The organism is Sorangium sp. So ce327 (assembly GCF_051530205.1).
Lineage (GTDB): Bacteria > Myxococcota_A > Polyangia > Polyangiales > Polyangiaceae > Sorangium > Sorangium cellulosum_B.
The window spans coordinates 11,337,553-11,362,242 of sequence record NZ_CP150330.1 but is presented as its reverse complement, the minus strand read 5'-3'; the positions used below and the strand labels follow the sequence as shown (position 1 = coordinate 11,362,242).

The 24,690-nt window shown below is 73.4% G+C and carries 13 protein-coding genes; 1 reads left to right on the top strand and 12 read right to left on the bottom strand.

What is annotated here, in order from left to right:
- Positions 1–65 precede the first annotated feature (65 nt).
- From WME95_RS42600 to WME95_RS42570, 7 genes are all read right to left on the bottom strand, one after another.
- On the bottom strand, positions 66–2,531 hold the full coding sequence (locus WME95_RS42600; RefSeq protein ID WP_437904983.1) for a DUF5682 family protein: 2,466 nt from the start codon (positions 2,529–2,531) through the stop codon (positions 66–68).
- 13 nt (positions 2,532–2,544) lie between these two features.
- Positions 2,545–3,630: an ATP-binding protein gene (locus WME95_RS42595; RefSeq protein ID WP_437546245.1), complete on the bottom strand. Its 1,086-nt coding sequence runs from the start codon at positions 3,628–3,630 to the stop codon at positions 2,545–2,547.
- A gap of 79 nt (positions 3,631–3,709) precedes the next feature.
- Entirely contained in the window at positions 3,710–5,245 is a 1,536-nt protein-coding gene (locus WME95_RS42590) for an Eco57I restriction-modification methylase domain-containing protein (RefSeq protein ID WP_437904982.1), read from the bottom strand.
- A gap of 169 nt (positions 5,246–5,414) precedes the next feature.
- A complete protein-coding gene (locus WME95_RS42585) occupies positions 5,415–6,398 on the bottom strand; it encodes a hypothetical protein (protein WP_437904981.1) in 984 nt (327 codons plus the stop codon).
- A 54-nt stretch (positions 6,399–6,452) separates the two neighbouring features.
- The gene (locus tag WME95_RS42580) at positions 6,453–6,878 is read right to left on the bottom strand and encodes a MarR family winged helix-turn-helix transcriptional regulator (protein ID WP_437904980.1); all 426 of its coding nucleotides are present in this window, start codon (positions 6,876–6,878) and stop codon (positions 6,453–6,455) included.
- Positions 6,879–7,080: 202 nt separating this feature from the next.
- The gene (locus WME95_RS42575; RefSeq protein WP_437904979.1) at positions 7,081–9,393 is read right to left on the bottom strand and encodes a sulfatase-like hydrolase/transferase; all 2,313 of its coding nucleotides are present in this window, start codon (positions 9,391–9,393) and stop codon (positions 7,081–7,083) included.
- Complete coding sequence (locus tag WME95_RS42570) at positions 9,390–10,448, bottom strand: tyrosine recombinase XerC (protein ID WP_437911086.1); 1,059 nt, start codon at positions 10,446–10,448, stop codon at positions 9,390–9,392. Before WME95_RS42570 ends, WME95_RS42575 begins: the two co-directional genes overlap by 4 nt.
- Positions 10,449–10,962: 514 nt before the next feature.
- Between WME95_RS42570 and WME95_RS42565 the strand changes: the two genes are divergently transcribed.
- A complete protein-coding gene (locus tag WME95_RS42565) occupies positions 10,963–12,486 on the top strand; it encodes an MFS transporter (RefSeq protein ID WP_437904978.1) in 1,524 nt (507 codons plus the stop codon).
- A gap of 130 nt (positions 12,487–12,616) precedes the next feature.
- On the opposite strand, the gene WME95_RS42560 is transcribed toward WME95_RS42565, so the two are convergent.
- From WME95_RS42560 to WME95_RS42540, 5 genes are all read right to left on the bottom strand, one after another.
- Positions 12,617–12,979 carry a hypothetical protein gene (locus WME95_RS42560; protein WP_437904977.1) on the bottom strand — a complete coding sequence of 121 codons (363 nt, stop codon included), beginning with the start codon at positions 12,977–12,979 and terminating at the stop codon, positions 12,617–12,619.
- 188 nt (positions 12,980–13,167) lie between these two features.
- The gene (locus tag WME95_RS42555; RefSeq protein ID WP_437904976.1) at positions 13,168–13,782 is read right to left on the bottom strand and encodes a hypothetical protein; all 615 of its coding nucleotides are present in this window, start codon (positions 13,780–13,782) and stop codon (positions 13,168–13,170) included.
- Positions 13,782–17,048 (bottom strand): hypothetical protein, encoded by a 3,267-nt coding sequence (locus WME95_RS42550; RefSeq protein WP_437904975.1) that lies wholly within the window; start codon positions 17,046–17,048, stop codon positions 13,782–13,784. Before WME95_RS42550 ends, WME95_RS42555 begins: the two co-directional genes overlap by 1 nt.
- Positions 17,045–20,668 (bottom strand): protein kinase domain-containing protein, encoded by a 3,624-nt coding sequence (locus WME95_RS42545; protein ID WP_437904974.1) that lies wholly within the window; start codon positions 20,666–20,668, stop codon positions 17,045–17,047. The genes WME95_RS42550 and WME95_RS42545 overlap by 4 nt, the downstream gene beginning before the upstream one ends.
- Before the next feature lie 309 nt (positions 20,669–20,977).
- Positions 20,978–24,511 carry an AAA-like domain-containing protein gene (locus WME95_RS42540; RefSeq protein WP_437904973.1) on the bottom strand — a complete coding sequence of 1,178 codons (3,534 nt, stop codon included), beginning with the start codon at positions 24,509–24,511 and terminating at the stop codon, positions 20,978–20,980.
- Between the last annotated feature and the right edge of the window lie 179 nt (positions 24,512–24,690).

The window sequence follows — 24,690 nt, the reverse complement described above, 5'->3', positions numbered from 1 at the left end:
CGAGCCCCGCTGGCCGGCCGGCCGCGTGAGGGCGGCGGGCGGCGCGGCGCCGTCACGGCCCGGCGTCAGAGCAGGTCGTCGAGGTCGTCCATCGCCTGCGACAGGTCCTCGCTCATCTCCTTCAGCTTCTCGCGGTCCTTCTCCAGGAGCACGGCCTGCGCCGCGCGGGCCTTGTCCCCGAGCTTCCGCGAGGCGAGCACGTTCTCGAGCAGGTACCGCCGCTCGGTCGCGCCGAGCGCCCCGAACGCGCGCCGCAGGACCGGGAGCGTGTCCTTGAAGCGCTCGGGAAGGATGCCCCCGAGGAACGCGTCGAGCGCCTCGACCACGGGGCGGCTCTTCACGAGCACCAGCGCGTTCACCTCGAGGAAGCCGGCCAGGAACGACGCCGCCGCCTCGGGCGGGGCCGCGCTCCCGAGCCGCAGGCCGACGATCCGCGCTACCTCCGCGTCATCGATCACCTGCGCCAGGTAGAGCAGCCCGCACGCGAGGCCCGACGCCGTGGGGTTCACCGCGTCGCTGTCCACGAGCGCCCGCGCCGCCTCGAACCACGCGGCGCGGTCGACGATCGGCTGCGACAGGGCCACGTCGTGCAGCGTGCGCAGCGCCTCCTTGGCCGGGGCGACCGCCTCGTCGCTGCCCGTGCAGCCGCCGTGGACGCGCAGGACCGCGCGCGCGAACGTCTTCTCCAGCATCGTCGCGATCACCCCGTCGCCGAGCGACGACAGCGAGCGCGACGATCCGAACGACGCGAGCCCCGCGAAGGCGCGGCACGCCCGGGCGAGCGACGGCAGATCGCTGTCGCCCGCGGCGAACCGGTCGCACGCGTCGAGCGCCGAGGCCGCCGCGCGGGCGCTCGACGCGAGCACGGCGTTCAGCAGCACGTCGGCGGCCTCGCCGGTCGTGTGGCACGCCGCGAGATCCTCCTCGAGCAGCCGCGTCGCCACCTGCTCCAGCGTGTCGCCGAGGACGATCTTCTCGACGAGCGCCACGTCGGTCGCCGGCGTCCACTGCGCCTCCCACGTCTCGCTCAGCTGCCGGAGCAGCTCGTCCGGCGGCACCTCGTTCGCCGCCTGCCCGCGCCGCTGCCCGCGAGCGCCCGCGCCGCCCCGCCCGGCCGCCCGGGTGCCGGCGTACGCCGCGTAAGGGATCTTCGCGATGCGGAGCCGGTGCAGGAGCACGCTCGTCCCGACCTCGACCTCGTTCGTGAGCGACAGCCGGAACGACTCGGGCGCGTCGGTGGCGGGGAGCCTGCGCTCGCGCACCTCGCGCCAGAACTCCTCCTGGAGCGAGTTCTTCCCGATGCCGCCCCCGACGCGGCCCACGTTGCGCCCGATGACGGCCGGCCAGAGGAAGCCGTCGACGTGCGTGGCGTCGCCGCGGCACATCGTGGCGATCGTCGCCTCGCGCACCTCGTCGAGGCCGGGCTCCGCCTTGCCGCGGAGCTCGGCGAGCGAGACCGCGAGGCGGAAGGCCTCGATCGTGTCGGCGAGCGAGGCCATGAAGCCGCGGAGGCGGAGGTGCTCGGTGAAGTCGATCAGCACCTCGAGGGTGGCGCGCCGGAAGTCGCCGCCCGCGTCGTGCGCGCGCTGGTAGTACTGCGGCGCCCGGTTGCCCGCGCCGTAGCCGAGCTGCTCGGAGAGCCGCGGAAAGCTGAACGGGATGAGCGTCACGGCGCACGGGATCGGCGCCGGCAGCCGCGCCTCCAGCGCCGGATCGACGTCGCGCGCCGCGAACGCCGCCGCGTGCGCCGCGCCGAGCACGGCCGCGACCTCGTTCGGGGCGAGGTCCGGCCCCATGCGCTCGAGGATGCTCCGCGCCATGTACGCGTCGCGCGCCCGGTGGATCAGCCGGTCCCCGTCGCTGCGCACGAGGTCGGCGTACGCGAGCAGGGCCTCGCGGAACGGCCCGGGATCGTAGCGGGGCGCCTCGAACGAGGCCTCCCAGAACTCCTCGAACGAGCGGAAGCCCCGGGCGCGCGCGCACGCCGCATAGATGCTCTCCTGCTCCCCCTCCGCGCTGGCGGGCCCGCCGTCGCCGCCGTCCCCTGCGCCGCCGTCGTCCGCGTGCTCGCCGGGCTCGCCGTGTCCGCCGTGTCCGCCGTGTTCCCCTTGTTGCTCGCCGCGGTCCTCGTCGATCTCGCGCTCGTGGCCGCCCGGATCGTCGGCGTCGTCGTGGCCGACCAGGGCGCCGTCGAACGGCGCGAGCGTCGTGCCGACGGGGATGTCGATGAGCTCGACGCGCACGCCGTGCTCGAAGGCCCATTTCACCGCCACGTACTCGGGCGAGTAGGCGGCGAACGGCCACAGGGACGACGCGGGCTCCCCGTCGGTGCGGTAGCCGAGGATCGCCACGGGCGGGACGGTCTTCGGGTCGACGAGCGCCTCGAGGAGCGAGGTGGCGTCGCTCGGGCCCTCGACGAAGATCGCCTTCGGGCGCACCTCGTCGAGGTAGGCGCGCAGCGTCGCGCTGGAGCGCGGCGAGTGGTGGCGCACCGGGAAGAGGTGCACGGCGGCGAGCCGGTCGAGGTCCATCGGGTCCCTTCCGTCAGATCGCGAGGCGCTTCTTGGCGGAGGCGTAGAACTCCTTCCAGAGCCCTGCGCGGCCCTTGGCCACGGTCTCGCAGTACTCGCGGACGGCCTTGAGGTCGTCGCCGCCCTCCTTGCTCACGGCGCCGAGCAGCGAGCGGGAGAGGTCGTCGGCGGTCACCTTCCCGGTGCCGAAGTGCTGCGCGAGGATGCCGCTGTTGAAGAGCACGCTGATGGCCTCCGCGGTCGACAGGACGGAGCCCGGGGTCTTCACCTTGGTCTTGCCGTCCTTGGTGACGCCGGCGCGGAGCTCCTGGAAGAGCGTGACGAGCAGCTTGGCGAGCTCGGCGGGCGGCTCGACGCCGACCTGGTAGTCGCCGCGGAGCTCGGCCTCGCGCTTCTGCACGATGCTGATCTCCTGCTCGAGGTCGTCGACGACGGGGACGGTGATGAAGTTGAACCGGCGCTTGAGCGCGGCGCTCATCTCGTTGACGCCGCGGTCGCGGGTGTTGGCGGTGGCGATGAGGTTGAAGCCGCGCTGCGCGGGGACGACCTGGTCGAGCTCGGGGACGGCGATCTGCTTCTCGGACAGGATGGAGATGAGCGCGTCCTGGATCTCCGACGAGGTGCGGGTGATCTCCTCGAAGCGCGCGAAGCGCCCGTCGCGCATGGCGCGGAGGATGGGCGAGGGCACGAGCGCCTTCTGCGAGGGCCCTTCGGCGAGGAGCAGGGCGTAGTTCCAGCCGTATTTGACGTGCTCCTCGCTGGTGCCCGCGGTGCCCTGGACGACGAGGGCGCTCGTGCCGCTGATGGCGGCGGAGAGGTGCTCGGAGAGCCAGCTCTTGGCGGTGCCCGGCTCGCCGACGAGCATGAGAGCGCGGTCGGAGGCGAGCGTCGCGAGCGCGACCTGCACGAGGGCGCGATCGCCGATGTACTTGGGGGTGATCGCGACGCCGCCGACGGGTTTGTCGCTGCCGAGGATGTAGGTCTCGACGGCCCTCGGCGACAGGCGCCACCCGGGCGGCCTCGGCGCCGTGTCGTTGGCGGCGAGGGCCGCGAGCTCGTGTTCGTACTTGGTCTCGGCGGGCTGGCGGAGGTCGCTCATGGGTGGCGCAGGAGGTTACCGCAGAACGGGGCGGAGAGAGGGGGGGAGAACGGCGCGAGCGCTTTCGATCTCCTCGCCATCACAGCACCTGCTCGACGATGGGGTCGAGCTCCTCCTGTGGAAGCCCAGGATCGGGCACGCGCCGCCCGAGCCGCTCGATCTGCTCGACGGTCGGGTACCTGAGGTTCCTCAGGTCGGTCGCGTTCACCTGGGTGTGCCCGTTGAACTGCCGAACGTGCGTATCGACGAGCGTCGAGTTCAAGAAGGCCACGAGGCCGCGCGCCATCACCGCCGGCAGCCCCTTGCCGCTTCGGTGAAGCACGTTGAGGTGGTTCTCGAACCCGATCCTGTCTCCCGGCGCGCTCTCGGGCGTGAAGAGAGCGGCGACGACCCGCCGCCGCTCTTCCTTCGACGAGAAGCGCTTGACGAGCACGTAGTTCCCGCTGGGCATCCAGAGATCGGCCGTCTCAGGCGCCTCTACGAGGGCGTTCGGCTTCTTGCCGCGTTTGGGCCAGCGAACGATGCCCGACGCGAAGTGCGTCGGGTAGATCAGCGGGCCGGTGCTCCTGTCGGGCTCCTGCCGCAAGAACTCGCGCGCTCGGAAGTCGACGACCTTGCCCGTCGAAACGCTGATGTTCAAGTCCTTCAAGCGGGACGGCATGCGGGCGAACGTGGCCGCGACCCTCTCCCCGGCGTCGTCCGGCACCACATGGACAAACAGCTCGGGATCTCCAGGCCGGACGACGTCTTCAAACGGCACGGAACGGACTGACAGCAGCCCGTCTGCGGGCCCACGCGACGACGAGATGGTGACGGACGTGCACCGGCCGCCCTTGACGGCGTGAATGATGACGTTCTCTTGAAGGACCTCGTCCTCCGCGAACGCCGCTTTGCGCGACTCGAAGACGTGCACGCGTTTCAGCGCCATCTCTCGGAAGAACAGCCCCCGGAACGCTCGAAAGTAAGGACCGTTGCAGAAGCTCCGAGGGGTGATCGCCACGAGCTCCCCGCCCGGCTCCAGGAGGAGGATCGCGAGCCCAAGAAAGGCCGTGTACAGGTTGCTGGTCTCGATGCCCACGCGCCGCAGCGCCGCCCTGGCCTCGGTGCCCGAATTGAGCTTCTTGTACGGCGGATTCAGTATCGCGTGCGTGAACGAGCGCGGCAGGCTCGGGCGAAGCCGTCCGCCATCGAGCTGCTCGACGGCCGACCGGATGAAGTCGGCCTCGATGATGTGGGCAGTGAACTTGATCCTGGCGCCGGTGCACTCGTCGCGACACGCGCGCGCAGTCCGACGCAGGCGCGCTGCAAGTCGCGGGTCGATCTCGAAGCCCGTCGCGCGGATCGCGCTCGGGCGTACCTCGCGGGCACATGCCTTGGCCGTGAACGCTGCAAGGAGGCTGCCTACGCCTGCGCCGGCGTCCAGAACGCGGACTTCCTCGCAAGACCGCTCGAACAGCGACGCCATGAACGACGCCACCGGCGGTGGCGTGAGGAACTGGCCCAGCTCGGACCGCGTGCGGGGATCCAGCGCCCGCGCGGCTTCGATGCGGTGGAGGTCAACGCGGTCGAGGAGCGGCGGCGGGGGGACTGCTTCGGATCTCGCGGCCAGGCTCATCGGCGACGTGGCTACCCCAGGTGGGGCGTTGAGCCAACCGTGCCCGGACGGCAAGTGTCCCTGGTCGCCTCGCCAAGAAGGCGATGTTCACGGCGGTCGAGCTCGACGCGCACCGGGAGGCCCCCTTCTGTCGCCCGGAGGCCTCATGGACGCCGCGCAGGCGCGCCCTTCAGGCTGCCTGTTGTCGCGGCTCCCTCGCGGCGAGCGGCGGGATCCCGAACCGCTCGCGCACCTCGCCGAGCGGCAGGTGAACGACGCCCCAGAAGTCCCAGCGATCGCTCAGATCGACCTTGCAGGCCGCGCCGCGCGCCACCGCGCGCAGCACCTTGCGCGCCTCGAAGAGCCCGACCTGCGGCGCGGCGACGGGCGTGATCTGGATCCCGAGGTGGAACTGCAGCATCACGAAGAGCAGGAAGGCGAACCCGTCGCGCCGGACGAACCCCGCCTGGAACGAGCCGGCCTGGATCTCGCCCGCAGGATCGGTGTCGTACTCCGCGAGCACGTGGCCGAGATCGTGGAACACCATGCGCTCCGGGATCGCGTCCCGGCTCTCGCCGGGAAACAGGAAGCCGCGCGCTGTGCAGTGCTCCCAGAACACCCGGCCGAACGTGCCCTCGGGCAGGAGCCCGAGCTGCTTGTAGCGGAGGGCCCGCGAGCGATCCTCGGCGCCCGCGCGGAAGAAGGGCCCGAGGAGCCTGCGCACGCCGGCCAGGCCCTCTTTCCTCAGGACCTCGCCGGCGAACGCGCCGACGAGCCGGCGCCTCACGGCGGCCTTGGCGAGCCCCCTGTGGCCGCGCGCCACGAGGCGGAGCACGCCCACGCCCTGCTCGCGCACGCCGAGCGCCCGGGCGAGCGCCTCGATCGCGTCCACCTCGGCCGCCGTCACCTCGCCGTCCGCCATCGCGGTCAGGAGCGCGAGCTGCACCAGCCGCTTGCGGCGGTGCGGATCCGGGATCGCGCTGGCCACCGCCTCGGGCGCGACGCGCGGCAGCCCGTCGACGTCGGCGCGGGCGCCGTGCAGGGCCGCGAGCTCCTCCAGGACGGCGCGCTGCTCCGGGTCGAAGCGCGCGAGCGGGCCGTCGGCCAGGGCCACCTCCCGGAGCGCGCCGAGCGCCGCCGGGAGCTCATGAGACAGAAACACGACGATATCCATGCTGACCTCCTCTTCGGACAAGGGGTTTCACGCACCACGTTCCGTGAACGTGGCTCACTCTCGCTGGAACGCGCTGATCGCCGACAGGATCGCCGCCGAGATCTCCGGCGGCAGCGACCCGGCCGTCTCCAGGATCACCCGGACCCGCTCCGCGCTCGCCTGGTCGACGAAGCGGCGGCCGAGCGGCGTGAGCGCGAGCGTCTTCGCGCGGCGATCCTCGGGATCCTCCTGCCGCGCCAGGAGCCCCCGCTGCACCAGGCCATCGACGAGCCGGCTCCCGGCCGAGGCCGAGAGCCCGAGCGACGTGGCGAGCGCGGTGACGCGCACCGGGCCGTCCTGATCGACGAGGTGCAGCGCGGCCACCTGCGCCACGCTGAAGTCCTCCTCGTGCAGCGCGCGCGCGAGCCCCGCGATGATGCGCGAGAACATCATCCGCGTGAACCGCTCGAGCGGCGAGCCCAGGACCTTTTGCTTACTCACAATATTGTCTATTACGCATTAGTTGCTAATGCGCAAGTAATTTCCGGCGCGTTTGCGCGAGCCCAGCGCGGGTCCGTCCGCCGCCGAGGGCGGACCCGCGCGCCGCGCGGCCGGCCACACCGACCGGCGCTGGCGGTCAGCCGCACGGGCCGGCCGCGTCACGGGGCGGTCGCGTCGGGTGGCGGTTACCTGCGGGCGCCGGTCACTTGCGGGGGCCGGTCACGTGGACCTCGCGGAGGCGCGCCCGCGCCGCCGCGTAGTACGGCTCGATCTCCTTCGCCGCCGTCGTGCCCCAGAGGTTCTTCCGCTCCTCCGGGTCGCTCGCCAGGTCGTAGAGCTCGAACCGGGCGCCGCCCGAGATCGTCAGCTTCATGTCGCCCCGGAGGAACGACCGCCGCGCGTCGTTGTACGGCCCCGCCGGCATGTCGATCAGCACGTCGCGCGCCTGGGCCTGCTCGCCCGGGGCGAGGAACACGTCGGGCAAGAGCGACGCGCCCGACAGGAAGTCGTTCGCGGCCGCGCCCTCGGCAGGCCCGGGCACCCGCATCAGATCGAGCAGCGTCGGCGCGATATCGATCAGGCTGCGCCGCGCCGAGACCCGGGACGGCGCCGCGCCCGGCACGTGGACGACCAGCGGCACCCGCACGAGCTCCTCCCAGAGCTCGAAGCCGTGGCGGAACATCTTGTGCTCGCCGAACGCCTCGCCGTGATCGCTCGTCACGACGATCGCCGTGCGCCCGCCGTAGGGCGCCGCCGCGATCGCGTCGAGCAGCCGGCCGATGTGCCGGTCCGTGAAGGCCACCTCGCCGTCGTAGAGATCCCGCTGCGAGGCGGCGCCGAAGCCCGCAACGTCGTCGTGCCGGAGGTAGTCGGCGTGCGGGTCGAGGTAGTGGACCCACAGGAAGAAGCGCCCGCCCGTGTTGTCGGCCGACCCGATCAGCCGCAGCGCGGCGTCGGTCAGCGCGGCGCTCGTCGCCTTGTTGTCGACGTCCCAGGGCGCGCCCTCCGGCGGCGCCGCGGACATGTCCACCACGTCGAAGCCGCGATCGAGCCCGCCGAAGCTGCCGAAGTAGCGGTGCCCGTGCACGCTCATCGTGCGCACCCCGGCGCGCTTCAGGCGCTCGGCGACGAACGTGTCCTCCTCGCTGAACTTGTTGAAATGCCCCCAGTTCCTGTGGGTCTCGCTCCCGTACTTGCCGATGAGCATCGGGCCGACGCTCTTGCCCGTGTAGGACGCGAGCGAGTACGCGCGCTCGAACACGGTGGAGCGGGCCGCGAGGCCGTCGAGGTTCGGCGACACGGGCCGCGGGTTGCCCGCGTAGCCGAGGTCCCAGCGGAGCGTGTCGACGGTGACCAGGACGACGTTCAGGTCCGCCGGCAGGCGCGCGGTGGACGACCCGCGCGAGTCGGCGCCCGGGGCCGCCTTGGGGGCGGGGGCGAGCGCGGCGAGCGCGGCGGCCGTCAGATCGCCGCCGGAGCAGTCGTCGTCGACGCCGTTGTCGAGGATCTCCTCGGCCAGCGGGTGGACGCGCGCGTCGCGGTCGTCGCAGTCCCCGCCGCCGAACAGGGCGGCCGCGCGGTCGCCGTCGCGATCGGCGAGGCGGCGCAGGACCGCGAGGCTCTTGCCTCCGACGGGCGCGCCGCGCTCGATCGCCTGCGCCACCGCGGGCTCCGCGTTGAGCGCCGAGGCGGCGCGCGCGGTGAGCGCGAGCGGCAGGAGCGCGGCCAGGAGCGCGACCGGCGCGCGCGCCGTCCGGACGGCGACCGGCGCGAGGAAGGCGGCGAGCGCGACGACCAGGAGGAGCGCCGGGGCGCGCAGGTCGAGCTCGGGGCGCTTGAAGATGCCGTAGACGCCGAGGAAGCCGCCCTCGCCCGAGACGCCGCCCGTGGCGACCCCGAACGCGAACAGGGCCGCGGCGATCGCGAGCGCGACGCCGCCCGTGACCGCCGGATCGACCCAGGCGGGGCGGCCGTCGCTGGCCTTGGCGAGCGCGCGCCGGAGCGGCGGCGTGAGGGCGAGCACGGCGAGGCCCGCGATGAGGCCGAGGCCGAGCGCGCCCGCGGCGACGGCGGTGCCGACCAGGAGGGGCGCGGCCTCGAGGCCGAGCAGGGCGCGGGCGAGGTGGGCGGACAGGGTCATCCAGAGGAAGGCCGCGAGCACCGCGAGCGGCACGAACGCCGCGATGTCGGCGGGCCGGCCGATCGCCCGCACCCGCAGCGCGCCCACGAGCGTGGCCGGCGACGGCGGGTTCGACGGGTCGACAACGATCGCGGAGGCGCCCGCGAGCAGCCCGACGACGAGCGCGACGGGCGCGAACACCCCGGTGTCCGCGAGGTAGGTGGCGAGCTGGAAGGCGGCGTCGTCGCCGGCGCCCGCCGTGGCCCACCCGGCGTCGAGCGACGCGGCCACGACGCCGAAGACGCTGGCGCCGAGCGCGCTCCTGGCGAGCCGCCCCGCCCACGCGCGGGCCAGCGTCGGGACCGCGGGGCCCGGCGAGCTCGAGGCGCGCTTCACGCCGGGCCCCGCTTCCGCGCCATGGGGTGAGCGGCGTCGTAGACCTTCAGCAGGTGGTCGATCGAGACGTGCGTGTACCGCTGCGTTGTGGCGAGCGAGGCGTGCCCGAGCAGCTTCTGGATGGCCCGGAGGTCGGCGCCGCCGTCGAGCAGGTGGGTCGCGCAGGTGTGCCGGAGCGCGTGGGGGTGCAGGTCGGCCCGGCCGGCGCCGAGCGCGCCGTAGCGCTGGACGAGCGCCTGGACGCGGCGCACCCCGATGCGCGCGCCGCGGCGGGACAGGAAGAGGGCGCGGGGATCGCGGGCGCCGGTCGTCGGATCGGCGAGCTCGTCGCGCCGCTCGAGGTAGCGCTCGATGGCGGCGAGGGCGTGGGAGCCGAGCGGGACGATCCGCTCTTTGTCGCCCTTGCCGACGACGCGCACCGCGGCCCTGTCGGCCGGGCGCCGGTCGACGTGGGTGAGGTCGAGCCCGCAGAGCTCGGAGACGCGCAGGCCCGCGCCGTAGAGGGTCTCCAGCATGGCGCGGTCGCGGAGCCCCTCGGCCGTCTCGGCGCCGGGGATCTCCATGACCTCGGCGGCGGCGTCGACGTCCAGGAAGGTCGGCAGCGGGCGCCGGACCTTGGGCAGGGCGAGCTGGGCCGCCGCGTTCTTGTCGACCTCGCCGCGCCGCTCCAGGTAGCGGAGCAGGGCGCGGGCGGCGCCCACCTTGCGCGCGATCGAGGCGGGCGCGTGGGTGCGCGCGAGCGAGCCCAGCCAGCTGCGCAGCAGGAGCACGTCGAGGCCATCCACGGCCGTGGCCTCGTCCGGAGAGGGGGCCTCGCCGGTGGCCGGGGCCTTGCCGGTGGCCGGGGCCTTGCCGCGCGCTCGCGCAGGGCGGTGATCGGCGTTCGCGGCCGCCTTCTCGCGGGCGAAGCGCGCGAGCTGCTCGAGGTCGCGCCGGTACGCCGCCACGGTGTGGCGCGAGGCCCGCCGCTCGGCCGTAAGGTAGGTCAGGAAACGCGCGATCGCCTGCTCCAGCGTGGTCCCGCCGGATCGATCGCCGCTCCGCCGCGCGTGCATCACGGGGTTTGCCCTACCATCAGGACGGCGCCGCAGGCAAAGACTCGCCGGCGGCCGAGGTGGAGCGCCGCTCGGCCGGCGCCGCTGCGCGGCACGGCAGGGGAGGCGGGCGCTGGTCGGACGGGACCGCGGTCGCCACGTCCCGCGGCAGGCAGGTGGAGGTCGCGGGGCGTGTCTCGCCATGCCCTGACAAGAAACGCCCCTCACGGATCACGAGCGAACCACCCACCCGGTGGGCGACATGGCGCGAGCGCCGCTCGCTCCCGGCTCCTCTGTCCAGGATGATCCATGATCTGCGCTGTCGAGGCGTGAATCGGACTGCAGAGCGCGGCGGTGAATACCGGCTGTTTCGACGCGCGTGAGACCGGCGCCCGCTCGCTCGCCGCGAAGGAGCTGCTCAATCGTAGTTGCCCCTGACGGACCGCGGCGGGACGCGCCTGTGATCCAGGTGTGTACGCTGCTCTCGGTGTGGTACGAGGGCTTGCCCGGGGCCCGGGCGCACGAGGAGCATGAAATGACCAACGCCGCCGTGAGCGAGCCGGCCGTCGAGGCGCCGCCGAAGCTTTCCTTTGCTCAGACCCTGAAAAGCCTGCCGCGCTCCTTCTGGATGGGCTGCACCATGGAAATGTGGGAACGGCTGGCTTACTACGGCGTGCGTGTCGTCATGCCCATCTATATCGCGCAGGCCGACGAACCTGGAGGGCTCCACTTCAGCCAGCAGGACAAGGGCACCATTTACATGGTCTGGGCCCTCATCCAGTCGCTGCTCCCGATGATCAGCGGCGGTTACGCCGACCGGTACGGCTACAAGCGCACGATCTTCATCACGGTGTGGCTGAAGATCATCGGTTATCTGCTGATGGCGACGCAGCGGAGCTTCACCGGCTTTCTGCTCGGCGTGGTCATCCTCGCGACGGGCACGGCCCTCTTCAAGCCCGGTATCCAGGGCACCCTGGCCCAGTCGATGGACAAGTCGAACTCATCGGTCGGCTGGGGCCTCTTCTACTGGCTCGTGAACGTGGGCGCGGCGATCGGCCCGCCGCTCGCCGGCTACCTCCACGGCAAGAGCTGGTCGTGGGTCTTCTATGGCTGCGCCGCCATCATCTCCCTGAACTTCCTGATGCTGTTCACGTACAAGGAGGTCGACTCCGGCGCTGACAAGACCTCCGGGGCGTGGAAGGTCTTCAAGGACACGATCAAGAACATCTGGGACGCGCGGCTCATCACCGTGATCCTGCTGCTCTCGGGGTTCTGGCTGATGATGTACCAGCTCTGGGACCTGATGCCGAACTTCTACACGGACTGGATCAGCAGCACCTCCTTCGTGCAGAACAACCCCTGGCTCCCGGCGTCATGGCTCGAACTCAAGGATCCGCGCGGGGTCCAGCTCAAGCAGGAGAACGTGATCAACCTGAACTCGGTGAGCATCGTCCTGCTCCTCGTGCCCTTCTCGTACCTGGTGGCGAGGATGAAGGTGCTCTCGGCGATGACGCTGGGCATCCTCGTCGCCATCTTCGGCATCCTCGTCGCAGGGACCACGACGTCGCTCTACGTCCTCTTCGTGGGCATCCTGCTCTTCTCCATCGGCGAGATGCTGACCGGCCCGAAGAAGAGCGAGTATTTCGCGCTCATCGCGCCGAAGGGAAAGAAGGCGCTCTATCTCGGTTACGTCAACATCCCGGCGGCGATCGGCCCCGCGATCGGCGCGCAGATGGCGGGGATCCTCTATGGGACCCGGGGCGAGAAGGCCACGCTGGCCCTGCGCTACCTCGCCGAGAAGACCGATGTCGCCAAGGGGAAGGCCTGGGACGGCGATGTGGCGTCGCTCTCGGAGCTCCTCGGGGTGTCGCGCCAGCAGGCCTTCAGGACGCTGCAGGAGACGCTGCACATCGACGCCGCCGAGGCCACGCGCCTGCTCTGGGACACCTACCGGCCTTACGAGATCTGGTATTCGTTCGCGGCGATCGGGGTCGCTTCGCTCGTGGGGATGCTGATCTTCTCCCGGCGCTCGAGGCGGTGGAAGGACCTCGACGTGTAGGGCGCGTGGCCGCGCCGGTGCGGGCGAGGCGGGGGGGTGTAGGGCGCGTGGCCGCGCCGTCGCGGGCCTGGCGCCGGCTGGCGCGGCCAGTCGCCGCACGAGTGGCGCCTCCAGGCAGGGCAGCTCGCGGTTACGTCAACGCTTCGGCCGCCGTCGTGGCGGTGACGGCGCGCTCGAGCCACCGTTCCAGGACCTCAAGCTCGGCGCAGCCCTCGATGCGTGCGTCCTCCTCAGGACGCAGCGCGAGCTGCCGCTGCGCGAGCACTCTGCGCAGCGCGGTTCGGGCCTCGGAGAGGCGACCCCGCTCGATGCCCTTCTCGACCAGTTTCTGCTGTACGTCCGGGTTTGCCCCGAGCAGAGCCTGAAGGATCTCTCGCTCCCGCGCCTTGACCTCGGGGTCCTCACCCTTGCCAACCCACCACAACAGCTCTTCGCGCACGGTCGCCGACATCGCGGTGAATCTTACCATGCCGAGCACCCACGCGAGCGGCATTCGCGAGGCGGCTGCCCCACGCGCGGCTCAGGAACAGAGCGTGTCCACGGGAACCAGCGCGTTTTGCCGTGTTCTTCGCCGCTTCGTCTCTTACGCGCGGTGGTGCATGCGCATCACGAGATCGCATTGCGAACGATTTTTTATTTTTCGGATCATCCGCTCCGCTGCTGGACTCGCAGCGCTCCGGCCTACTCGCACGCCTCGCCGAGGACGTACCCGTGCTTGCAGATGCAGCGGCATTCGACCTCGAACTCGGGCTCGTTGCACGCCGGCCGGACCTGCCGCACCTGCTTCGCCGTCCGGCCCTCCCTGTCCTTCACCTGCACCTCGATCTCGTAGTCGTGATCGAAGATGTCGCTGCCCGACCAGTTGTTCGGGCAGACTCCCACGTTCGCGAAGGTCGAGATGTCGGCGTCGACGCTCGCTCCCCAGCCGTCGCCGGTCGGCCTGAGGTTGACCGTCCTCGACTCGGACATCACACGCCCGGACACGGGATCGCGGAGCGAGCCGGACAGCTGGACGCCGCAGGCGCTCAGGTTCGTCGCCCGGACGCCCAGGAAGAGCACCCGCCCGCCCTGCGGCGGCATGATGATGTCGATCCCGTCGCCGTCGCTCACCGGGTGCGCCGCGTCGCTCGAGTCGAGCGCGATGACCTCCATGCGGATGTCGGCGCCCTCCTCGCCCAGGTACCCGAGCTTGCAGGGGTGCTCGACCGGCGGGGGATCCCCGCCGTCGTCGGCGCACGCCGGCGCGGCGAGCAGCAGCGCAGCGAGCCCGCGGCTCGCCGCAGCGGGCCAGGCCATCAGCGGTCCCGCCCCTCCGGCGCCGGAGGATCACCCCCGTCGTCCTCGGGCTCCTCCCGCGGGATCGGCGCGCGCGGGCGCCTCGTGGCGCCCAAGGAGCTGGAGCTGATCGGCGCCATGGTGATCGGCGCCATGGTGATCGGCGCCACCGCCCGCGAGTCGGGCGCCGGGCGCTGAGACAGCGCGTCGCCGCGCCACCTGCCGTCGACGTCCGCCTCGGCGCGCCCCGGCGCCTCGCTGGGCGCCGAGCTCCATTCATGAAGACCAGCCTGCGGGAAGGGCGTGCGCTCGGCCAGGTACGCCGCGAGCAGCCGATCGCGCTCGAGCTCTTCCGTGCTCGGCGGCGGGGGAGGATCGAGCGTCGGCAGCTCGTCGGTCCACGTCAGGTCCGCGTCGTCCAGGCTCGATCCGGACCCGGCGCTGGAGAACGCGCGCGGCGCGTTCCGCTCCGTCGGGACAGGCTCCGGCGCGTAGCTCAGGGCACCGCCCGGCGCATGGCTGGAGGCACGGGCCGGCGGCGGGCTGGGGGTACGGGGCGCCGCGTGACCAGGGGCGCGGTCCGACGCGTGGCTGAAGGCACGGGCCGGCGTGGGGCTAGGGGTGCGGGGCGGCGCGTAGCCAGGGGCACGGTCCGACGCGTGGCTGGAAGGACGGGCCGGCGGATAGCCAGGGGCGCGGTCCGACGCGTGGCTGGAAGGATGGGGCGATGGATAGCGAGGGGCAGGGGCGCGGTCCGACGTGTGGCTGGAAGGATGGGGCGATGGATAGCGAGGGGCAGGGGCGCGGTCCGACGCGTGGCTGGAAGGATGGGGCGATGGATAGCGAGGGGCAGGGGCACGGTCGGACGCGTGGCTGGAAGGATGGGGCGATGGATAGCGAGGGGCAGGGGCGCGGTCGGACGCGTGGCTGGAAGGATGCGGCGGCGGATAGCCCGGGGCGCGGTCGGACGCGTGGCTGGAAGGATGCGGCGGCGGATAGCCCGGGGCGCGGTCCGACGCGTGGCTGGGAGGACGGGGCGGGGTGTACGTGGGCGCGTGATCGAGCGCGCTGGCGGGCGGAGGCTCGGACGCGAAGGAAGGGCTCCGCGAGGTCGGCGGCGGCCCCGGCGGCGGCGGATCGATGGTCGGGAGCTCGTCGTCCCAGTCCCAATCCTCCGGATCAACTCGGGAATCCGACCGGCGCGACGACGCGCCGAGCCGGAGATCCCCCGACCTCCGCGACGCCGGGAACGCCGCCGGAGGGCCGATCGTCGGCAGCTGGCCCACGCCCGGGTCCCGCGCCGGCGCGTCGTCCCGGCGCTCGATCTGCCGCGACGGGCGCGTCGGCTCGGGCGCCGGCACGGAGTACCTCGTCGACGCGACCTGCCCGAAGGGCCGCGAATCCCGCGGCAACCGCGGCGGAGGAGGGACGGCCATCGCCGCGCGCGCCGCCGCCGTCGAGGGGGGCGGCTGCGTCGAGATGAGGTTCTCGTCGCGACCCCGCTCGGCCGGCGCCGGGCGCTCGGCCGGCGCGGGCTGCCGGGGTTGCATGCTGGTCGGCGACGACCCGGCCTGCGCGGAGCCCGCGAGCGGCCTGCCGAGCCACGCGGCCTCCTTGCGCGCCTGCGCGGAGCGCGCGCCTTCCTCCGAGCGGACCGCGCGCGGCGCGAGCGTGTCGCCCGGCTCCGTCGGCGGGACCTCGTCGCCGAAGAGCACCGGCGCGGCGGCCGTCACGCGCGACTCCACCCCCGCGGCGCCCCTCCCTGAACGGAAGCCGAACGCGGCGCGGATCGCCCGCTCGTGGTGAGGCTCGACCTCGACGGGCCGGACGATGAAGCACGGCTCCGCGCCCGGCGCCCGCTGCGAGAGGTCGACGTCGAACGGCGCGCCGAGGAGGTGGCCCTGCTCGTCGAACAGGACGCGCACCGGCGGCTGCGCGAAGTGCGCGGGCGACAGCGGCGTCGAGAGCACGACCCCGAGCTCGCCGGTGCTCAGCTGCACGAACGTCCCGGTCGGGATGATGCCGAGCGCGCCGACGAGCAGCTTGCCGATCGCCCGGTCGGTCGCGCTCTCGGCGCCCGTGATCATGCGCTGGAGCACGGCGTCGAGCGACGAGGCGCCGCCCGATGCCGTCTCGATCGTCGGGAACGGCGCCGTCCGGAGCTCCGTGAACTGGCGGGCCGCCGCCAGGATGCGCGCGAGCACCGTGGGGCTGCGCCGGCCGCCGTAGAGCGGGCCCTGCCGGCCGCCTTGCCGGAGCGCGAGCGCCTCGTAGGCGATGACCGTGCGCGTGATCGAGGGCGCGTGCAGCTTGCCGAGCGCCGTCAACATGACGGCCGCGCTCGCGGGCAGCCGCTCCTTCTCGTCGTCGCTCAGGCCGCGCTCGAGGAGAGAGCGCGCGACAGGCTCCTCGCCGTCGGCCGAGCCGGCGAGCACCCCCGTGAGCCGCAGCCGGCTCACGTCGTAGAGCAGCGCCGCGGTGACGAGGCCCCCGAGCATCCTCCTGTCGGTCGTGAGCTGCCGGGCGATGCCCAGCGCGACGATCGCCGTGGACACGCTGAGGCCCCCCTCGTCCGGGTCGGCGATCTTGCCCGCGGCGACCGAGAGCAGCAGGCGCGCGTCCTCCTCGGCCGCGGCGACGAGCTTCTGCGCGACGCGCTTCACCCGCTGCGGCAGGATCACCGGGGACGAGCGCAGGGCCGCGTAGAACGACCGCATCACGAGGATCGCCGCCGCGTAGGTGCGGCTGATCCGGCCGATGCGGGTGCCGTCGCCGTCGATGGCCCCGCCGGGGAACGGGTTCGTGAGCTTGCGGACGCGGACGCCCCGCAGGCTCGACTGGAGGAGCCGCGCGGCGATGCTGCGGTCGCGCTGGGCGTCGGCGAGGAGGCGGGCGAAGGCGGCGAGCTCGGCCCGACGGACCGTCTTGTCGAGCACGAGCTCGGAGACGTCGCAGGCCTCGAAGAAGCTGCCGAGCTCCAGGGCGACCTCGTACGTCTCGCGCGAGGCGCGGAGCATCTGGCCGTTGATGAAGAGGGTGTTGCCCGCGAACACGATCGTCGCGGCCTCGCTCCCCGACAGCTCGCAGAACTGGACGATGCTGTCGATCGCGGACGGGACGAGCGACAGCACCGCCTGGTTCGAGTCGCTGTGCAGGAGGCACGCCTTCGCGAGCCGGTAGATCATCTGCACCAGGCCGAGCGCCGCGCGGCGCCGCCCGTCGGCCTTCACGCCCGAGATCGCCGTGTCGCCGGTGCTCTCGTGGAGGTTGGCTTTCTCCTCGCTCACGGCTTCCTCCCGCCGCGGGGCGACGGAGACGGCCCCGGCTTCGTCGAGGGCACCGCGCTGCCGGGCGTAGGCTCGATGGCCGTGCGGGACGGCGCGCCGAACGGCAACGAGGCGGGGCCCTGCCGCGCGCTGTACGGCGCGACGCTGGCGCTCGAGGGCGGGGCGGGGGACCTCGGCGGCATGGCCGGGCGCGGCATCGACGGCGGCATCGGCGGCGGCGCGGCCGTCGGGGTGGACGACGACGTGGAGGAAGGCGGCGGCCCACGCCGGCTGAACGGCACGGAGGTGGGAGGCGCCGAGGCGGCGCTCGTCGAGGCGGGCACCGGCGAGACGAGCGGCGGCCTGTAGGCGGATCGGCCGGCGTCGCCGTTCGGGGCCATGGATCCGGGGCGCGGGGTGCTCCACGGCTCGAGCTGATCCGGCAGGCTGAGCGGCCCGCCCGGGCTCACGCGCCGGACCGAGACGGGCGAGTACGAGCGCTTCGCGCGGGAGGGCGGCGCGCTCGCGTCCGGGTGCGCCTGCGCCAGGGGACGATCGCTCGGGCGGGTCGGCGCGACGAGGCGCGCGGCGATCGCGACCGCGGCGCGCGCTGCGGCGTCGCGCACCGGCGGGGTGTTCCACCAGCGCGGCTTGGTCGCCTCCTTGACCGCGCGGAGCGCCTCGTAGCTCCGCGCCTGGCAGAGGAAGTGCGCGGCCAGCTCGCGGGTCTGCTCGATCGCCTCGGACGGGATGAGCTGGCGCTTCTCGAGCAGCTCGATCGCGAGCTTCTCGGCCCGCGCGGGGTTCAGCTGCGCGACGGTCTCGATCCACTGCCGCCGCTCTGCCCCCGAGAGGTCGTGGAACGACGGCGCGATGATCCGCCGCACGAGCGTCGGGCCCGCTGCGAGGACGCCGAGCTTGCCGATGAGGCGCAGGGCCTCGCAGCGCACCAGCGGCGCGGGGTCGTCGAGGAGCTTCTGGAGCTCCTCCCGGACGCGGTCGGCGGCGGAGCCCGCGGAGCCGCCCTCGCCCGCGGCGGCGTCGGGGAGCTCGGCGAGCGCGTTGATGCGCACCTCGACGTGCGGGCTCGCGAAGCCGGCCTCCAGCGCGGCGAGGGCGCCGGGGGTCTTGAGCTGCGCGAGCAGCTGGAGGAGCGTCAGGGCGAGGGGGGCCGGGGCGCGAGAGAGCAGGTCCCCGAGCTCGGCCTCCCGGCCCGGCGCCCACCGCCGCATGTAGACGAACAGGACCTCGCGCAGGCGCTCGGACTGCACGGCGCCGTGGCACTGGCATGCGGCGCTGAAGAGCGAGCCGTCCTCGAGCGCGTCGAGCGCGTGGGCCAGCCCCTCGACGATCGCCGGGTCGAGCGGCGCCACGCTCCGGCTCGCGCCGGCCTGGGCCGCGCTCCGGCTCGCGCCGGCCTGCAACGTGTTCCGGCTTGCGCCGGCCTGCGCCGTGCTCCGGCCCGCGTCGACCTGTGTCGCGCTCCGGCTTGCGCTGGCCTGCGCCGCGCTCCGGCCCACGCCGGCCTGCGCCGCCACACCTGCGGCCGCCGCGCCGCCGAGGGCAGCGCCTGCGGCCGCCCCGCCGTGGCCCGCCGCGCCGGTGGCCGACGCTCCCGTGGCCGACGCTCCCGTGGCCGCCGGCTCCTCCGGGTGAGCCGTCGCGAGATCGTTGAGGATCGCCCGGAGCGCCTCGACCGGGAACATCGCCTGCGCGAGCGTCCGGTCGACGGCGCGCGCCGAGAGCTGCGGCAGCGCGGCGCTGGATCGACCTGCCGCGCCCGCCGCGCCGCGCTGCATGCCGTCGAGCCGCGCGAAGAACGCGCGCCGGAGCATCGTCTGCACCTCGAACGCGAGCTCGTAGCTGTGCAGGACGATCTGGTCGGCGGTCCACGCGGTGAGCGCCCCCGTCATGCGGTCCTCGTCGCCGTGCCGGACGGCGTCCACGTAGCCGTCGACGAACGCGTCCATGTAGCGCTCGTTCCACTGCTCCGACGGCAGCGCGATCTGGGCGCCGAGGGTGCTCCGGGTCAGCGGGTCGATGGCGAGCGCCGAGGCGGCCGCGCCCGTCTCCGCGAGCGCGGCCTCGACGTTCCGCTGGAGCGCCCTGCCCGCGAGCGAGCTCTCGTCCCACAGGCTCTCGATCTGCGCGAGGGCGCGCGCCCCCACCGCGACCTCACGGCACTGCTCCTCGAAATCCTCCAGGTCCGCGTCGCCCTCGGCGAACTGGTCGATCGCCATGTACGCGATGTGCTCGAAGCGCCGGTCCCAGAGCGCGGTCACGGCGTCGTCGTCCTCGCCCATGCCGAAGCTCTGGTCGCGGAGCAGGATGGCGGCGAAATCGCGGAGCTCGGCCTCGGTGATGCCGGCCTTGATCTGGATCTTCCGGACGCCGTCGGCGAAGAGCTGGTAGGGGATGCGATCGAACGGGGGCCTGTCGGGCTGCCAGATCGGCTGGCCGCCCGAGGTGAACGCGCTCGGGGTGACCTCCCAGCGGACGCCGAGGGGGTTCTGCGAGAGCGTCCGCGTGATCTCGTCGAACGCGAAGTGGATGCCCTTGTTCACGTGGGGGTGGTTCCACCCGTACTGGCGGATGTTGCTGAGCACGAGCGCGAGCTGCCTCCAGACGCCGACGAGCCGCTGGCAGGTCTGCTCGACGATCGACGGCGGATCCTGGTCCTCGTCGATGGTGTCGTTGCCGCGGACGAGCACGCGCGGCGCCTTCTTCTCGCGCGAGGGCGTCAGCTGGCCGGCGGCGTGCGCGGCCGTCAGCCGGCGGAGCTCGCCGCGCATCGCGGCGGCGCTCTGGAAGCGGCCCCCGCGCTCGAAGGCGAGCGCCTTGTCGACGAACGCCACGATCTCGACCGGCAGGTCGGGGACCTCGGTCGCGATCGACGGCGCGGTCTGCGTCGCGGCGAGGAAATACGACTCGGACTCGCTCCGGCCGCGGTTGAGCCGCTTGCCCGACAGCAGGGTGAACAGGCTCGCGCCGACCGACCAGAGGTCGGACCGGCCGTCGATGCCGGACACGCCCATCGCCTGCTCGGGCGACATGAAGGCCGGCGTGCCGAACGTGAGCCCCGCGCGCGTGGCCTGCCGCTCGGGGTCGCGCATCCGGGCGATGCCGAAGTCGAGGACCTTCACGTGGCCGGCGCTCGTGACGAAGATGTTCGCCGGCTTGATGTCGCGGTGGACGATGCCGATCGAGTGGCACTTCTCGAGCAGATCGAGCACCACGTCGAAGACGGGCAGCACCTGGGCGAGGGGGAGGGTGCCGCCGGCGCTGCTCGCGAGCCGCTGGAGCGTGGTGCCGGAGAGCAGCTCCATGACGAGGAACGGCTCGCCGCGGTCGCTGAGGTCGTCCTCGACCACGGCGACGCGCGCCGGGTGATCGACCCGGTTCGCGATCTTGCCCTCGCGCAGGAAGCGGTCCCGCAGCTCGGCGTTGCGCGCGAACTCGATGTGGAGGACCTTGACCGCCGCGCGCGTCCCCCTGCGGTGGGTCGCCGCGAACACCGCGCCCATGCCGCCGACGCCGAGCAGATCGTCGAGCCGCCACTTGGCGTTCAGGGCTGTCCCGATCCGCGAAGCGGCGGTGTCCACGAGGTTCGGCTCCTCGGCGTGCGGGTCGAGCGGGGCCATAGACCGGGCAGCGATCAGGGGCCGCGCAGTGCGCGGCAGAGGGCGAGCAAGCCTGGCCGAGCATACATGGTTCCCGCTGAAGCGCGAACCATGACAAGAACGTCCGCCCCCACGGAACAAAGGTGGGAGAGGCATCCTGTGGGGCTGCTGCCAGGCGCTTCGCAGCGCGCAGCGCGCGGGTCACACGGGGTCACGCGGGGTCACGTGGGTTCATGTTGGTTCACGTTTCCGCGTGCAGCCGATAGAGACGATCACGGCCCGCCGCGGAGCGCGCCGACACGCTCGGACACTCACCGACGATTCCCTGCTTCAGCGCACGTCCAGCCGCGGCGCTGCGCCGGCGTCCTGCTCGGGGGCGCCTGGCCACTCGGGGCACGTGGCGCGGTAGTCGATGCCGGGCATGAGCTGCGCCCATTCCTCGCGCGTGAAGTTGCGCCCGGCGTAGGCGCACGCGCGCGCCATCAGCGACTCGGCCGCGATCGAGAAGACGCGCGCCGCGCCGTCGTTCGCGGCGGTCACGACGCGGGTGGCGTCGGGGCTGAACACGGCGTCCGTCAGCGTGACGCCCTCGGCGCGGAGGGTGATCGCCTCGCCCTGCCCGTCCACGGGGAGCACCCGCGCGATGCCGTCGCTCGAGACCGCGACGAGGCGCGCGCTGTCGCTGCTGAACGCGACGGTCCGGACCGCCGCGCCGAGGCCGCTCAGGAGGACGGGCTGGCCCTGGCCGTCGACGCGGAGCAGCCGCACGCCGCCGTCGAGCGCGGCGATCGCGACATGGCTCCCGTCCGGGCTCACCGCGATGGCGGCGATCGCCCGGTCCTCGTACCCCGACGGGAGGACGCGCGGGACGCCGCGGCCGTCCGCGGGCCAGACCTTCACGTTGGGCCCCGACGTCGCCACGATGTGCTGGCCATCCGGGCTGAACGCCGCCCGGAGCAGCCCCGCGCGCTCGTCGCGCAGCACGACGGGCTCTCCCGGGACGCCGTCCTCGAACACGCGCAGGATGCCGTTCCACGAGGTCGTGACGATCCGGGTGCCCTCCGGGCTGAAGGCGACGCCCACCACCCGGTCGTCGTGGACCCCGAGCACGATCGGCTCGCCCCGCCCATCGGCGCGCCAGATCCGCGCCGTCTTGTCGGCCGAGCCGGTGACGAGGCGGCTCCCATCGGGGCTGAAGTCGACGCTGAGCAGGTGCTCCGCGTGCCCGCGGAGGACGACGGGCTCGCCCGAGCCGTCGGCCCGGAAGACGCGCGCGGTCTTGTCGGTCCCGGCGGTGGCGATCTTGCTGCCGTCGTGGCTGACGGCGATGCCGGTCAGCGGCCCCTCATGGCCGCGCAGGAGCAGCGGCTCGCCCGGCCCGCCGAGCCGCCACACCCGCGCGGTCCCGTCCTCCGACGCGGTGACGACGCTCGCGCCGTCGCGGCTGAAGGCGGCGCTGTTCACGACCCCCTCGTGGCCCTCGAGGACCATCGGCGCGCCCTTGCCGTCCGCGCGGAAGACGCGCGCGGTCCCATCCGCGGAGGCCGTGACGACCGCGCCGCCGTCGGCGCTGAACGCGGCGCTGCGCACCGCGCCCTCGTGCCCGCGGAGGACGACGGGCTCGCGCCGGTCCGCGCCGGGGATGCGCGCCGTTCCGTCGCCCGTCGCGAGGACGATGCGGTCGTCCACCGGGCTCGTGTCCGCGCTCTCGACGCCCGGCCCGTGCCCCTTCAGCGCCGCGGGGGCGCCGTGCCCGTCGGCGCGGACGACGTGGACCGTCCCGCTGATGGCCGTGGCGAGGATCCGGGCCCCGTCGTGGCTGAACACCGCGCGCCGGATGAGCCGCTCGCCCAGGGGCACGACGAGCGGCGGCTCGCCCTCCATGCCGAGGCGCCACACGTAGATCGCGCCGCCCGTCGTCCCCGCGACGACGCGGCTGCCATCCGGGCTGAACGCCACGCTGGTCGGCGCGGCGTCCCTCGTGCCGAGCGCGCGAACCTCGTGGCCGTCGGGGCGCCACAGGCGCACCGCGCCGTCGGTCGACGCGGTCGCCAGGAGGCTCCCGTCGTGGTTGAAGGCGACGGCGACGACGCCGCCGGGGGTGGCGGCGCGCAGCACGAGCGGCTCGTCGCGCCCGCCGAGGCGGAAGATCCTCGCGGCCCCGTCGGCGGAGGCGGTGGCGACGAGGCGGCCGTCGGGGCTGAAGGCCGCGTGGTGGACCGCGCCGCCGTGCCCGACGAGCACCTCCTGGTCGACGGCGGGGCCCCAGACCGCGTCGCCGAGCGCCTGCACCACGGCGGGGCCCGCGGGGCGGCCGCTCGCCCTGGTGGCGAGGGCCGCCTCCACGGCGAGCAGGCGCGCGCGGGGCAAGAGGCCCTCGGCGCGCTCCTTCGCCGACTGGGCCGCGAGCCGCCGGGCGTCGTTCTCGCGCGACTCCTGCCGCGCGCGGACCAGCGCCCGCTCCTCCTTCCCCATCTGCCAGAGCAGCACGAGGGTCAGGCCGCCGAGCAGCGTGACGGCGACGGCGAGCACGCTGATGAGCCGCCGCGTCGACCGCTTCTGGCCCTCCGCCCGCGCGCAGGCGGAGAGGAACGCCCTCTCCTCCGCCGAGAGGTCCGCTCGCCCATCGCACCACGACGTGAGCTCCGCGAGCGCCGCGCCGCCCACGAGGTAGTCGTCTCTCCGGCCGTGCGACAGCCAGCGCGCGAGCGGCTCCCGGGTGGCTCGGTCCGCCTCCCGTGACAGGACCCACGCCCGGTCGAAGACCCTGCGGACGACGCGATTGCGCACGTCGAGGTACGGCGCGCCCGAGGCCGCCGTCCGCTCCACGGAGAGCCCCGAGAGCAGCAGCGTCCGCTGGACCGGGTCGCCGGCGTCGACGCCCACCCGGTGGCCGTCGAGCAGCTGCTTGTAGAGCTGGAGGAGCGCCGGCGCCCGCCCGCAGCGGGGCCCCTGCGCCTCCAGGCACCGCTCCGCGTGGCGCAGGTTCGGGTCCTCGGTCCTTCCCTGGTCCAGGAACCGCCGCGCCACGGCCTCGTCGACGTCGAGACCGCGCCGCTCTCCGGCGAGATCGGCGCAGAGCCGCTGCGTCATGTAAGGGTGGCCCGAGGTCCACGCGAAGACCGCGTCGAGCAGCGCGTCGGGGTCGGCCACGAGCCCCTCCAGGCCCGCGCGGAAGCCGCGCGCCTCGGCGCGGGTGAAGTCGTCGAGCCGGATCGGGCGGCCGATGTTGAACGGCGCGCGCGCCGGATCCGCGACGAGCTCCGAGGGCGCCGCCGCCCCGAGCAGGCAGAACGTCAGCCGGCTGTTGGCGGGGCGCTCCGCGCGCCGGTTCACGAAGGCCCGGAGGATGGCGAAGAAATCGTCCCGCGAGAACGGGAGGGCCAGCGTGGCGTCGACCTCGTCGATGAACAGGACGATCGCGGAGGAGATCTCCACGAGCACGACGTCCTCGAGCCAGCGCAACCAGCAGTGCACCGGCCCGAGGTGCCAGTGGGCGTCCCAGAACTCGTCCGGCGGCTCCAGCCCGAGCTGCTCGGCGATCTCCGACGCGATCCCGAGGTACCAGCTCACCGGCGAGGTGGTGTCGGTGCCGAGCGCCCCGAGATCGACGCTCGCGCACTCCACCTGCTCGGCGCGGAGCCGCGTCGAGACCTGGAGTCGCAGGCTGGACTTCCCGGTGTGCCGGGTCGAGAGCACATAGCAGAGCTCTCCGCGCAGGAGCGCCTCGAAGAGCTCCCTGTCGGCGGGGCGCTCGATATAGATCACGCCCTCGCCCACGGTCCCGCCCGCCTGGAACCGGCGCCTGTGATCTCCGGCACTGGCCTTCGCCTGAACGAGGTCGGGAGGCGCCGAGAAGGTCACGAATCTGACGGTGCCATGCGACGCCAGGACCGTCAACGGAACGACAGCCCGTGTCGCTGGCGTCCGCGATGAAACAACAGGGCTCGCGACGGCGCGGTGAATGTCACGCGAATGTCGCGTCGACCGGATGGGCTGGCGCCCACACGATCGGGATTCGTCGGCGAAGGCGCAGGCGACGC

What these genes read in the sequence shown, in the direction of transcription:
- WME95_RS42595 (WP_437546245.1), bottom strand. Translation starts at nt 3,630, where the DNA reads ATGAGCGACCTCCGCCAGCCCGCCGAGACCAAGTACGAACACGAGCTC.
- WME95_RS42590 (WP_437904982.1), bottom strand. Translation starts at nt 5,245, where the DNA reads ATGAGCCTGGCCGCGAGATCCGAAGCAGTCCCCCCGCCGCCGCTCCTC.
- WME95_RS42560 (WP_437904977.1), bottom strand. Translation starts at nt 12,979, where the DNA reads ATGCCGCTCGCGTGGGTGCTCGGCATGGTAAGATTCACCGCGATGTCG.
- WME95_RS42555 (WP_437904976.1), bottom strand. Translation starts at nt 13,782, where the DNA reads ATGGCCTGGCCCGCTGCGGCGAGCCGCGGGCTCGCTGCGCTGCTGCTC.
- WME95_RS42565 (WP_437904978.1), top strand. Translation starts at nt 10,963, where the DNA reads ATGACCAACGCCGCCGTGAGCGAGCCGGCCGTCGAGGCGCCGCCGAAG.
- WME95_RS42545 (WP_437904974.1), bottom strand. Translation starts at nt 20,668, where the DNA reads ATGGCCCCGCTCGACCCGCACGCCGAGGAGCCGAACCTCGTGGACACC.
- WME95_RS42570 (WP_437911086.1), bottom strand. Translation starts at nt 10,448, where the DNA reads ATGCACGCGCGGCGGAGCGGCGATCGATCCGGCGGGACCACGCTGGAG.
- WME95_RS42600 (WP_437904983.1), bottom strand. Translation starts at nt 2,531, where the DNA reads ATGGACCTCGACCGGCTCGCCGCCGTGCACCTCTTCCCGGTGCGCCAC.
- WME95_RS42585 (WP_437904981.1), bottom strand. Translation starts at nt 6,398, where the DNA reads ATGGATATCGTCGTGTTTCTGTCTCATGAGCTCCCGGCGGCGCTCGGC.